The organism is Citrobacter sp. RHBSTW-00881 (assembly GCF_013728515.1).
Classification (GTDB): Bacteria; Pseudomonadota; Gammaproteobacteria; order Enterobacterales; family Enterobacteriaceae; genus Citrobacter; species Citrobacter braakii.
The window spans coordinates 2,709,525-2,722,488 of record NZ_CP056269.1 but is presented as its reverse complement, the minus strand read 5'-3'; the positions used below and the strand labels follow the sequence as shown (position 1 = coordinate 2,722,488).

Sequence of the window (12,964 nt, the reverse complement as noted above, 5' to 3'; positions counted from 1 at the left end):
GATGAGACGATTACCGCTGATGGTGGCAGTGCTGAGCGTTATGCTGACTGCCGGCTGCCATGACCGCCGGGCAGGCGTGAAGACGCTGCTGGGAGACGGCGTAGAGCAGTGGGGGCAGAAGCTGCCTTACAACCACTGGCAGTTTAATTTTTTTCACCCGAAAAACCTGCCTGCACTGGTGACAATGGTGTATCTGGAAGACGGTGATATCCGGGAAAGTATCTTTCGGCAACTTGACACAGCCAGACCAAGTCAGAGCAGTGTGGAGAAATGGAGCCAGCGCGTAGGTAGCTTTTCAGCCAATTTTAATACCGGCAAGGCGCTGCCTGTCAGGATGACGGTGTGCTGGGACTCGGTTATCGATAAAAAGGCGTATGAGACGGAGATCTGGTTCAGCCGAGAGACGTGGCAGCAGATGCTAAATGCCTATCCTGATACCTATAAGCCGGGAAAAACGTATTACCGGGATAATTTGATAATCGGACTGGCTCCGGGGGGAATCGTACGGGTCTGGCTGGAAGATAACGGCGATCCTGTTGTGCTCCAGCATCCTGCACGGCAATTTACCCTGACGGGGAATAACATGTTGATATGCAAAAATGTTCCTAACAAAATTGATTTCAGTTACATCGAGGCTAACGGCTACGATCCCTTTATGCGTGATTTCATCAAAGGTAAAACCTATCCGTATGGTGAGTGGTAGGACATAACGATCAGAAAAATCATAAGGATCTGCTTGAGATCCTTTTGAGCATCAATCTGATTGTTTGACGGGTTAGACTTCTATATTTTTTTAAATGTTTCATTTTGCAAGTTCGCTCCCACCAGGTCAGCTATGACCGATTTTGGCATGGAACGGCTACGCTGACAGACCCAAGGACTGCCACGAGTAAGATTGGCAGTAATACTTTTCGACGCTTGTCATATCGCTTGTGGTAATAGAGGCGTAAAATCCCTCAAGTCAGGGGCTAATGTGTTTTATTACTTTTGGATTTCATCATTTCACAGCCAAACTATTCTAATCATTTTCAGCTTCCTGCCAGAAAGCGGGAAAAGTACTATTGTTCAGGCTTTAACAAAACAGTTAAACGCTCTGTACTTGAGAAGAGCTCCAATGATTATTATCTTGGGGGAGTTAGCAACGCCAGCCCCTGGCACTCAGTTTCTCGCGAGTCGGACCTTGAAAGTAGATACTACCTATATGGCAACTACGCGGTTGAGCCAGCACAAAACGAATTGTTTCCCAGACTGAGCGTCCATTTAATAAACGTTCCCCCATTCTGGATTGACTATCAACAAACGTATCTAACCCTGTAAGTTCGAAATCCGGTGGATACAACCCGGTCACACGTATATTTTCTTCGGACAACTGGTGTGACAGTTTAGATGTGAATCCGCTAAGCCCGTGTTTGCTGGCAAAAAAAGCGGGATGCGCAATTGAATCCGTAAAATTCGGAATTCCACATGAAGATATTATTGAGACGACATCCGCGCTTTCTGAACGTCTTAACCCAGGCAACAATGCATGAGTCAGTAAAATCGCACCTGTCAGTCCTGAACTGACGGTATTGATAATTTCAGCGTCTGGTTGATCGTCTAACGTTCCTGACAGCCACTGGGCGGCATTGAGGATTAAAATGTCGATGGGCTTGTCTGAAGTTAACAACTGTGAAGAAAACTGCGAAAGGGATTCAGGCTGGGTTAAATCACAGATATATCCTTTTGCAATCCCGCCTTCAGACGCGATGATACTGCAAGTTTTTTGAATATCATCAGCACGCCGCGCGCAAAAATCCACCTCGACGCCTTCTCGCGCCAGCCACACGCACAGCGCCTGACCAAATCCTCCACCTCCACCCGTAATTACAGCTCTTTTACCTCTTAGCATCTTCATCCATCCTTTCTTTATGACTATGTGTGGATATAGATATACATGAGGAAGTGGATTGGCATCTTTCAATTAGTGCCATTTTTACATGAGGAACAGGGATAGGGGACTTGCAAAGCCAGCATCTGGCGCGGAGCGGACTGAGCGTTAGGTTATTATATTCTCTGCAAGGATGTGCATGCGCTATACACCAATTTTAATTGTGCTATTTAGTCAGTAAATTTGTTTAGAATACCATTCCTCTTCTGTTTATAAAGACAAGAAGAGGGATGTGCTAATCATTTAGATATCAGTAGCCTGCAGCCCTGTTGGCTTCTTTGATGCGATTGTTTCTTGCGTCTTTATCGTGTTGGTCTTTTGCCTGCATTATCCCACTTGCAGCATCCACCCAATCATTTGCGGTACAACCTGACAATACCATACTCAACATTAATGCAAACGCATACTTCATTTTAACTCCATCATTCATTATTGTATAAATAGCGTCTGTGTAATGCTCAATGTATTTAACGCTAATGCGGTTAATTTAACAAATAATCATATCTCAGGCAAGGTGAGGATCTCGAACCCGTACATGTAATGGGTAATTCATAATGATTAGTTGAAATAATTGAAGGTGCAGGATAGAAATAACACTGCATAAAAAACGACATATCGTATTGAGTGGATTATTAAACAGCGAATTAATTAGCCTCTGTGACAGAGGTTATCTTTACGCGTCAACGCATGGCTGCGCCACTCCCGGCGATTGTCATTCGTCGGGAGCTATCTTTAATTATCGAACCTGTAGTGCTTTGAGTTCAGAACACCGGCAAACCCAGCCCTTGCTTTACTTCTTTTAATGTCTGCTGCGTGACCTCGTGCGCCTCTTCGCTTCCTTTTTTGAGCATCTCCATCAGCATACCTTTATCCTGGATGTAGGTTGCCCGCCGCTCGCGCATCGGGGCGATAAGCTCCTGCAAGCACATCTCCAGCTCGTTTTTGCATGTCCGGTCACCCAGCCCGCCGCGCTGATAATGTGCTTTCATCTCCGCCACTTTTGCTTTATCCGGATGAAAAGCATCGAGGTAAGTAAATACCATATTGCCGTCAATCTGCCCCGGATCGGACACTTTTAGATGATTGGGATCGGTGTACATTGCGCTGACCGCATGATGAATAGCCTCTTCGCTGGCGGACAGGAGTAGTGTGTTGCCGAGCGATTTTGACATTTTGGCATTACCGTCGATCCCTGGAAGACGGCTGGTCTCACTCAGTAGCGCTTTACAATGCGACAAGACAGAGGTCGGTAACAGACTATTCATCTTATGCACGATCTCATTGGTCTGTTCGATCATGGGCAACTGATCGTCGCCGACGGGAACCACCTCGGCTTTGAAGGCGGTAATATCTGCAGCCTGGCTGATGGGATAAACCAGAAAGCCAACCGGTAACGAGCGGGCAAATCCTTTCTGCGCAATTTCGTTTTTGACCGTAGGATTTCGCTCCACGCGAGCCACGGTAACAATGTTCATATAAAGCGCGGTCAGCTCAGCGAGGGCGGGTAGGGCCGACTGCAGACAAATGGTGGTGAGTGACGGGTCGATTCCTGCGGCGAGGTAATCAGCCAGCACTTCGGGAATATTGTTGCGGATCTTTTGTGGTGTGCTGCCGTTATCGGTTAGCCCTTGCAGGTCAGCAACCAATATAAACTGCTGATAATCATGTTGCAGCGTGGCGCGCTGGCGCAGAGAGCCAACATAGTGGCCGAGATGCAGCGGGCCAGTGGGACGATCGCCAGTGAGGATGATAGTTTTGTTGTTCATGTAAGACTCCTTAATCAAAAAACCGAAAGGGGTCTTTAAATGCAAATAACCGCCTTTCGGCGGTTATTTAAAATGGGGAAAACACATTCTGTCCGCCTTTAAGAAGGCAGCCACCACAGGTTGTGATTAAACGCGGTGATATCGTGTTTTGTGTTCATCCAGTCAACATATCACCGCCTGGCGCAGAGGTAAAGCAATGCACGGCGTACTGACGTATCTTAGCTCGCTTCCAGCATGCCAAAGCTCACGATGCGCGAACGGCCTAACTCTTTCGCGCGATACAGCGCCACGTCTGCGGCGCGCAGAAGATTGTCGCTCTGGGCGTGCTGCGGATAGCTGGCAACGCCGATAGAGACATCAACGTGACCAATCTCTGAGAGTCCAAAGCGCAGCGACAGTTCGCGTACACCATTATAAATATCTGTCGCAAAGCGGTTGGCGGCCTGCTCATCCGTATTGGCCAGCAACACCAGAAACTCTTCACCGCCGTAGCGGAAGGCCATGCCGCTGTCATGGACAACGCGCTGAATAGTGGTGGCGATACTTTTTATCACGCTATCGCCCGCCTCATGGCCAAAGCGGTCGTTAATATTTTTGAAATGATCGATATCGATCATCAGGCAACTGATTGGCTCTTTGTTACGCACTGCCTGGCTCATCTGGGTGCGCAGCGTATCTTCCAGATGATGACGGTTGCGCAGGCCGGTTAGCGGGTCGTAGAGCGCTTTCTCCAGCAGCGCATCACGCAGGCGCTGGTTGGCTAACGCCAGACCGAGTGCTTCCGCCATCAGTTCCAGATACGCGCGAGAGGGAGCGGAATCATTGCTGAGGTTCTGGAATGAGAGCAGGCCGATGGCTTCACCCTGGGCAATCAGTGGCACGCACAGGGTATGCTGCTGGCATGATTCCGGTAGATGGTAGCAGGCGATATCGGGTTCGCCTTGCACCGGTGGATGGCTCTGACCGCGGCGCACTGCCCAGCACTCGTCCGGGTGGAAAGCATCCGCTTTGCCCTGTGGTGAAAGCCATTGCGCAACGCAGCGCATCTGCCAGGGCTCTCGATCCAGTATGTAAAGCCGCCCGGCAATACCGGGAGCAACATTCGGCGCAAACAGCTCTGCCACATTAATGACATCGGCAAAATTTTCGCAGCCTTGCAAACGTTGAGTCATACGTGCGAGCAGCTCGCGGATTGCCCAGTCGGCGTCTCGTTCTTTCTCCAGTCGCTGACGTGCCAGGCCGTTCTCGCGAAAAATGCGGATCGCCTGCGCCATATCGCCGATTTCATCGATCTGATTAAAGCTGGGTGTCTCAACGGCGTAATCCTGCGACGCCAGACGGTTAACCACATCGCTCAAACGCACGACTGGACGCAGTACGCGGCGTTTTAAAATAAAACCGAGAACGAACAAAAATAACAGCGCCGTCAGCCCGACCATCACTTCCGAAGCCGTACGTAGCGTGCGCGATGTCTGAGTGGCATCTTCAATGGTGTTGCGTACGCGGCTGTCGAGTAACTGACGGAAATGATCTATCCGGTCCTGGGCTCGCTCCAGTTCCTGTTCATAGGATTTGCCATACAGCAGGGCGATGGCCTGCGACTCTTCTCCGCGCGCGACGCTGGCAAGCGCCGCAGCTTGCTCATCCTGCAGGGTATCAACAATCTGCAGCCCTTCATGCAATAGCGACAGCTCTTCATCCGTCGCCCCAATGTCTTTTAGTTTCGACAGCCGCTGTTCAACGGCTTTCAGCGACGCTTCTTTCTGGCGGTAGGCGTTAAGCGCTTCCGGGTCTTTTGCAATAACATATTCGCGTGCCAGACTGGACAGCGACCAGGCATCGAGCTCGACTTCTTCGGTCAGTTGATCGAATTGATAACGTTGCTCCACCACCTGGCGTTCGGTGTTATCGGCGCTGGAGGCCATCAACATGACAACGCCGGAGGCAATGGTCAGACACACCGTCGCGCTGTAGGCCCAGTTGGTGATTGTGGCAATTCGCACTGATTAGTTCCTTCTGCGACGATTAATGAATAAGCATGATTGAAATTATAGGAAACGTATGATTTTGCGTGAAAATAAAAAAGGCGGTCTCAGGACCGCCTTCTGTTATCGTCCTGCCATCATAAATCTGGAGGATTTTTTCCTTCTTCCATAAAGGCTTCGTCGATTCCTTCCACGTTACCTTCATGATCGCGCCCGGAAAACAGGTTCCAGCAGGTAATGAACAGTGCGGCAATCAGGGGGCCAATCACAAAGCCGTTAATGCCGTAGATCTCCATTCCGCCGAGAGTGGAAATCAGAATCAGATAATCCGGCATTTTGGTGTCTTTACCCACCAGTAGCGGGCGCAGGATATTGTCCACCAGCCCGACGATAATCACGAAGAAGCCAACGATAAACAGCCCTTGCCACAGCTGGTGCGTGGCGAAGAGGAATATTGCCGCAGGTACCCAGACGATCGCTGAGCCGACCGCGGGCACGAGGGAGAGAAACGCCATCAGCGCGCCCCACAGGACGCTGCCGTCGATGTCGACAATTGCAAACGCGATGCCGCCAAGAATACCCTGAACCAACGCCACGACCGCTGTGCCCTTGACCGTTGCCCGCGTCACGCCGACGAATTTGGCAAACAGGTGCTGTTTGGCAAAATCAGAAAGCGGTAATGAGTCCAGAATCTGGCGCACCAGGTACGGCCCGTCCTTCAGTAAGAAAAACAGCAGATACAGCATGATGCCAAAGCTAATAGCAAAGCCGAATGTCCCCTTACCAATCAGGAACGCGCTGCCGGCGAGGTACTGTCCACCCTGCAGTACAACGTCGGACAGTTTTTTCTGGATCTGCGCGACGTTATCCAGATTATGTTCTGCGAGGAATCCTCTGGCCCAGTCAGGAAGATACGAAATAATGGCGGTGACCACTTCCGGGAACTGAGTGTCGTTTTGTTGTAATTTGGCATACACCACGTTCAGCTCAATAGCCAACGAGGAGAAGATCACCATCAGTGGGATAAAAACAATCAGACAGATGATGCCGATGGTGAGCAGTGACGCCAGCCCGTTACGTTCGCCAAGCGCGCTGCGCAGTCTGTTTTTCACCGGGTTAAAGATGGTGGTTAAGATTGCGGCCCACAAAATGGCAGAGAAATAGGGAGACAACACATCGAAGAACGCCCAGGTCACAAGGGCAAGTATGAAAATGAAGAAACCTTTAGTCAGTCCGTTAAATCGCATTAGTGAACCCTGTAATGAGAAGCAGTCCCGACTATAGAACCGTTCAGGGGAATTACCAACTTTCGCTGCGCATATTTACTTAAATTGGTTAACCTGTTTTTCGTAGGGAGCCTGCGACAGATAAATAACGTACGCTATGATTTATTAGTGAAACAGTCATACTTTTCTTCCCGAAAAAGGGCGTCAAAAAAAGAGGGGGCGTTATGAACACTCAACCTGTCATCGGGATTAGTGGATGTTTAACCGGCTCAGCCGTGCGATTCGACGGCGGGCATAAACGGATGGGGTTTGTGATGGACGAGCTGGCTCAGTGGGTGACATTTAAACCTGTCTGCCCGGAGATGTCCATCGGTTTGCCTGTACCACGCCCCGCGTTGCGTTTGGTTCAAACCGCCCAGGGGAATATCCGCATGTGTTTTAGCCATGCGCCAGGTGAGGATGTCACCGATAAAATGTCCGATTTCACCGCTTCATATATCAATGGGCTTGGCGGTCTGTCGGGTTTTATCGTCTGTGCTAAATCACCGAGCTGCGGAATGGAGAGAGTGAGGCTGTATGACGAAAAGGGAAATCGCGGGCGAAAAGAGGGAACCGGTCTGTTTACCGGCACCTTAATGGAAACCTACCCGTGGTTGCCGGTCGAAGAAGATGGCCGCTTGCACGATCCGGTGCTGAGGGAGAACTTTGTCGAGCGAGTGTTCGCGTTACATGAGCTTAATACGCTGCGAGCCACTGGTCTTACTCGCCACGGTTTACTCAACTTCCACAGTCGCTATAAGCTCCAGCTTTTGGCTCATCACCAGGCGGGTTACCGGGATATTGGCCCTTTCGTGGCCTCGCTCCATCAGTGGGATGATTTGGACGCTTTTTTCGTGGTATATCGCGAAAAGCTAATGGCGATCCTCAAAAAGCCCGCCTCACGGAAAAATCATACCAACGTACTGATGCATATTCAGGGCTACTTCCGCGATCGGTTGAACACCCGCCAGCGCGGAGAGTTGCGTGATGTTATCCTCAACTATAGCGGCGGACTGCTGCCAATATTGGCGCCACTGACTCTGCTCAAGCACTACCTTGCTGAATACCCAGACAGCTATTTACTTACCCAGAACTATTTTGATCCTTATCCGAAGGATTTAGCCCTACGGTTAATGATTAATTAGCCTGATGGCGAGTAAATCTGGGGCAGAAATATCCGTTGTTCGCGAAGGTTATCCCTGCTGTTTTCTGATGCGTTTAAGCAGGGATAACTTTCACGGTGTGTAATCGATGATAAAAATGCGGCCCTGCACCCACGGGCAAATGTGCCGGCCGCGATTTAACCGTTTCTGATTTCTTCATCGATACAAGGCTGAGGTTTGCCAAACAGATATCCTTGCGCGAAATCGCAGCCCAGAGCCTGAAGTCTTGTCAGTTGCTCCTGCGTTTCAACACCTTCTGCAACAGCCTTCATATTGAGAGATTTCGCCATGCCCGTGATCAGTTTGATGATAGTCAGGGCGTCTTCCTGCGTAGATATCGAATGCACAAAGGACTTGTCTATTTTGATTTTATCGAAGGCCAGTCTGCTGAGGCGCGAAAGAGAAGAGTATCCGGTACCAAAATCATCGATGGAGATTTTTACCCCCAGGGCCCGGAGCTTATTAAGCGTATTTATCGGCGTAGCACTCTCGGTAAACAGAGAGGATTCAGTCACTTCCAGTTCGAGGCGGTCAGGTGGAAGTCCAGTTTCTTTCAGAATGGTTAACACGATTCCTGCAAAGGCCTTGCTGCTTAGCTGGACAGGGGAGACATTGACTGAAATTTTAGCCGGAACCGCCCAACCCGCGGCTTCCCTGCAGGCAATTTCCAGCACCGCTTTCCCCATCTCATTAATCATCCCTGTTTTTTCAGCAACAGGAATAAAGCTATCCGGCGACAGGAGGCCCTTGAGAGGATGGACCCAACGAATAAGCGCCTCATAGCTGTATATTTTCTGACTGAAAGAATCGACAATAGGCTGGTAATACACCACGAACTCTTTGTTCACTATTGCTAATGCCATATCATGCTCAAGCGTTCTGCTTTCCTGCAATTTTTCTAACATTCGTTGCCGGAAGACTTTTATTTTGCCAGAGCCTTCATTTTTGGCTTCATAAAGGGCCAGATCGGCAAATTTATAAAGATAGTCAGAGCGACGCTCATTTTCTGAGATAACAATGCCAACACAGGTGGTTATGTTGATAATTGTGTTGTAAATAGTGTAGGGCTGGCTGATAAACTCACATATTTTCTGGGCTCGCGAAACGGCCCGACTTTCTGTCAGGCCACTTGAGAGAAACGCAAACTCATCCCCGCCTAAGCGATACAGCGTATCCGACGTAAGGCTTGTCGAAATCAGACGATCGGATATCTGGCGCAGTAACATATCACCGGCATCATGACCATACGTATCATTGACCTCTTTGAATCGATCTAAATCAAACAACATCACCGTCACAGCATCGTTATTTTTCTCTGCCATTTCGATTGTTTTATTTAAATCGCTCCAGAATAGCTGGCGGTTATTCATCTCGGTGAGCGAGTCATGGTAGACGTCATATTCCAGCTTGGCATTCTGAATTTGTAGCTTTTCCTTCGATTTTTGCAGTTCTTCGGCAAGACTCTTGACCTGAAGGTGCCCCCGCAGAATATTTCTGTTTTGATAAAAAATGAGCACGCCCAGAATCGCACTCAGTATTATTAGCAGTACAGATGTCGTTGAGTAAATATAGTACAGCGTTTGAATTTTTTGGTTGGCGTTATTAATCGAGTTAACATCTTTGTTTAATGCGCCGGATGAAAGACGCCCAAGTTGTGCATCCAGGGTATGCATCTTTTTCAGATATGCCTGGAGTGCTGGACGGTTCATTTTCTCGAGATTATCATCCAGATAACTGAGGATATTTTCAAGTGTTACCGCTAGCTCACGGTGGGCTATATTGCTTTCTATGTAGCGCCCCAAATCACCTTCTTTTATCAAATCACTCTGGCTGAGCATAATATCGAGACGCATGCGTACATCATCAAGATTCATCGTATCATCGATAGTGTAAAGACCAAGCAACGATTCAAATCGGTAATATTGAGATACCAACTGAGCGGCAGACCAGGAATCGGTGTAGTGAGTCAGTTTCTGTAGCTCTTGTTGCCTTTCATGCACGAGGAAAGAGATATATCCGGTCGATATAAAAAGAAAAAAGATGATGCCAGCCAGTATTCTGTTCATGATGTTCCTCTGAACGCTTACTCAATATCCATACTACTGACCTGCCATGCAGACCTTGAATAATAAATCTGATTATTTAGTTCCGGCATGCTGTCATAGGGGTACACAATGAATAATGGACCTTTATCACGGATGCGCATATATTTTCCGTTGATTTTTAAAGCAAGGATGGCATTGTATTTTTTGAAATCACTGAGAGGGATAACGGTGGTGTAGTCATTAAGCGCAGTAACCTTTACAACGGAGCCGCGAGCCCCAACATAATCCATGAGTTTTTGTAGTGGAATACCCGTAAAGGTCGTACGTCCATTATACCAGGGGGAGGTGGTCTGAAAACTTACCATGCCCAGCTTCTCAAGGCTGGCGGTATCAAAAATCGCTTTCCCGTCTTCATTTGTATTTTCAATATTACCGGATAACGTTAAAAGAACTTTACCGGTGGGCCTGGAAAGTTCACCCGCCCAAAGCTGGGTGGAGAGCACAACGCTTACCAACATGACTATTAACCGCATTCTAACCTCACCAATCAGCCGGATGTAAAAGAATTATAATTTAGATATCACGTTATTTATATATTCCGCCTGTCTATTATTGATGATGTGAAGTTGTTTGTATTTTAATTCATTTAAATCAATGGGTTGCCATGCTTAATGGTTATGGATATTTATTAAATCAGGCGAAGTCTGTTATTAACGGACGGTGATTTTTGTTGTGTCTGTACAAAAAACACTCACTCTGTGGTTGTTAAAAAATCACACGATCATAAAGGTTTATTTTTTTGTACAGCGACAGGGAATCGTTGTTTTATCGGCGGGTAACCTTGTTGAATAAATCAAACTTTTGCCTATTCCCGGGATTAGATGACACAGGCGTAGCAGACGTTCAAAAATAGTCAATTATCAGGAATTCAAAATATGCAAAATCAACTACGGGATCGTCAGCAACTTAATGAACTTATCAATGGCTGGATGCACCGCGATTGGGGGAATATGCCGCGCTGGCTTGCTGCCTGAGCCAGGCGGATATACCTTGCTGAGCGCCGCATAACCGGGTTTATTCGCCAGCCTGAGCCGACTGGCGGGCATACAGATACGCGGTTGCTCTGGAGACGCCCAGATGCTGCGCCACTGTGTCCATAGATTTTCGTACGTTCAGCAAACCGTCTTTGCGTAATTGTTGAATCAGTCGTTTACGGTCTTCAGGTTTCAGGGCGCGGGCCGTCGTTGCGCATTTAGCGGCAAAGTCATCGATACGCTGGCGGATGACTTCGTTACTGCCGGGATCGATATGTTCCTTAATGGGAGAGGCAGCGGTTTCAGTAAAACGCGCAAGGGCACTCTGCATGCCACGAAACAGCGTCATATCCACGTTCAGACAGAGTGCTGCTACGTATTTGCCTTCATCATCCTTGATGCCGATGGAGGTACTTTTCACCGGGCGGCCATCGGCAAACTGGTTGCTGTAGTTGGCTATAATGCTGGGAAATTCAGGCGATGCGATTCGCGCCAGACCCAGTTCTGTTGCCGGTTGGCCGGGTTCTCGCCCGGACAGGTTATTATGGATGGATAAAATGGCATGTTCAGGATTTTTGAGATCATGAACCACCACTTCGCAAAACGGAGAGAAGGTCTCGCTCAAGCCCCTGGCGATAGTGTCAATTTGGCTGAGAAGTGAGTTGTTATCGGTTTTTGGCATGCCAGTCTCCTGCGGTGATGCCTGTTGCCATGATTGCGGGCAGTTTACAGTGAGCAGGGTTCTCTTTTCCAGACGCGAGTGTTCAGACGGTAATAAGGTATCCGCATGGCAGATACCTTCTTGATTACCCGGCAAGGAATTCACTGTAGCGGCTGATATCCACGTTCCCACCGCTGATGATAATGCCGATTTTCTTGCCGCGAAGTTCAGCTTTGTGCGCTCTGGCGGCGGCAAAACCCAGACAGCCAGTCGGCTCCACGACAATTTTCATTCGCTCAGCGATAAATTTCATCGAGGCGACTAATTCATCGTCTGAGACAGTAAGAATATCGTGCACATTTCGCTGGATAATCGGAAACGTAATATTCCCGAGATGTTGGGTCTGAGCACCGTCAGCAATGGTTTTCGGCGTATCGATATGAACAATCTTTCCGCTGCGAAACGATTGTTGACCATCGTTTCCTGCCTCCGGCTCGACACCATAGATGATGCAGTCAGGTGACAGATGTCTGGCTGCCAGTGAGGAGCCCGAAAGCAGGCCGCCACCGCCCAGACACACGAAAAGAACGTCTAGCTGACCCACTTCTTCAATCAGCTCTTTTGTGGCGGTGCCCTGGCCCGCAATCACGTGCGGATGGTCGTATGGCGGGATCAGCGTCAATCCTTGTTTCTCTGCCAGCTCCCGTCCGATTTTTTCACGATCTTCGGTATAGCGATCGTAAATCACCACATTTCCACCATAGCCTTTTGTGGCTGCAACTTTAGCCGCCGGGGCATCATGCGGCATGATAATCGTCGCCGGGATCCCCAACAATTTTGCCGACAGGGCAATGGCCTGCGCATGGTTGCCGGACGAAAAGGTGACGACGCCCGCAGCGCGTTGTTCTGGCGTGAACTGGCGTAACGCATTCATGGCTCCGCGAAATTTAAACGCGCCCATTCTCTGGAAGTTTTCGCACTTGAAGAAAACTTCAGCACCAAATTCGTCATTAACCGTTCGGGAGGTCATCACCGGCGTTTTGTTGGCATAGTCGGCGATGCGCTCTGCCGCGGCGGCAACATCGTTATAATCAGGCAGTGTCATTTCAGTCATTGTT

The 12,964-nt window shown here is 48.9% G+C and carries 11 protein-coding genes; 2 read left to right on the top strand and 9 right to left on the bottom strand.

The window, feature by feature from the left end; all coding sequences use genetic code 11:
• Nucleotide 1: 1 nt before the first annotated feature.
• Nucleotides 2-703, top strand: coding sequence for a DUF2931 family protein (locus tag HV311_RS13070; RefSeq protein WP_149380909.1), 702 nt, complete (start codon nt 2-4; stop codon nt 701-703).
• Between the two features lie 432 nt (nt 704-1,135).
• Here the strand turns inward: HV311_RS13070 and HV311_RS13065 are convergent, their stop codons facing one another.
• The 5 genes from HV311_RS13065 to HV311_RS13045 form a co-directional block, all read right to left on the bottom strand.
• A complete protein-coding gene (locus tag HV311_RS13065) occupies nt 1,136-1,888 on the bottom strand; it encodes an SDR family oxidoreductase (protein ID WP_191220029.1) in 753 nt (250 codons plus the stop codon).
• A 289-nt stretch (nt 1,889-2,177) separates the two neighbouring features.
• Nucleotides 2,178-2,339, bottom strand: a complete 162-nt coding sequence (locus HV311_RS13060; protein ID WP_016152967.1) for a hypothetical protein — start codon at nt 2,337-2,339, stop codon at nt 2,178-2,180.
• 349 nt (nt 2,340-2,688) lie between these two features.
• Nucleotides 2,689-3,693: a tryptophan--tRNA ligase gene (trpS, locus tag HV311_RS13055; RefSeq protein WP_191220028.1), complete on the bottom strand. Its 1,005-nt coding sequence runs from the start codon at nt 3,691-3,693 to the stop codon at nt 2,689-2,691.
• Nucleotides 3,694-3,911: 218 nt separating this feature from the next.
• A complete protein-coding gene (locus tag HV311_RS13050; protein ID WP_191220027.1) occupies nt 3,912-5,696 on the bottom strand; it encodes a sensor domain-containing diguanylate cyclase in 1,785 nt (594 codons plus the stop codon).
• 119 nt (nt 5,697-5,815) lie between these two features.
• On the bottom strand, nt 5,816-6,925 hold the full coding sequence (locus tag HV311_RS13045) for an AI-2E family transporter (RefSeq protein WP_016156415.1): 1,110 nt from the start codon (nt 6,923-6,925) through the stop codon (nt 5,816-5,818).
• 203 nt (nt 6,926-7,128) lie between these two features.
• Between HV311_RS13045 and HV311_RS13040 the strand changes: the two genes are divergently transcribed.
• A complete protein-coding gene (locus tag HV311_RS13040) occupies nt 7,129-8,088 on the top strand; it encodes a YbgA family protein (RefSeq protein WP_191220026.1) in 960 nt (319 codons plus the stop codon).
• A gap of 155 nt (nt 8,089-8,243) precedes the next feature.
• Here HV311_RS13040 and HV311_RS13035 read toward each other — a convergent pair whose 3' ends face one another.
• From HV311_RS13035 to HV311_RS13015, 4 genes are all read right to left on the bottom strand, one after another.
• Nucleotides 8,244-10,172, bottom strand: a complete 1,929-nt coding sequence (locus HV311_RS13035; RefSeq protein WP_016152973.1) for a putative bifunctional diguanylate cyclase/phosphodiesterase — start codon at nt 10,170-10,172, stop codon at nt 8,244-8,246.
• A gap of 17 nt (nt 10,173-10,189) precedes the next feature.
• Entirely contained in the window at nt 10,190-10,684 is a 495-nt protein-coding gene (locus HV311_RS13030) for a molybdopterin-dependent oxidoreductase (protein WP_191220025.1), read from the bottom strand.
• A gap of 541 nt (nt 10,685-11,225) precedes the next feature.
• The gene (locus HV311_RS13020; RefSeq protein WP_191220024.1) at nt 11,226-11,867 is read right to left on the bottom strand and encodes a helix-turn-helix transcriptional regulator; all 642 of its coding nucleotides are present in this window, start codon (nt 11,865-11,867) and stop codon (nt 11,226-11,228) included.
• Nucleotides 11,868-11,991: 124 nt separating this feature from the next.
• Nucleotides 11,992-12,960 (bottom strand): threo-3-hydroxy-L-aspartate ammonia-lyase, encoded by a 969-nt coding sequence (locus HV311_RS13015; RefSeq protein ID WP_191220023.1) that lies wholly within the window; start codon nt 12,958-12,960, stop codon nt 11,992-11,994.
• Between the last annotated feature and the right edge of the window lie 4 nt (nt 12,961-12,964).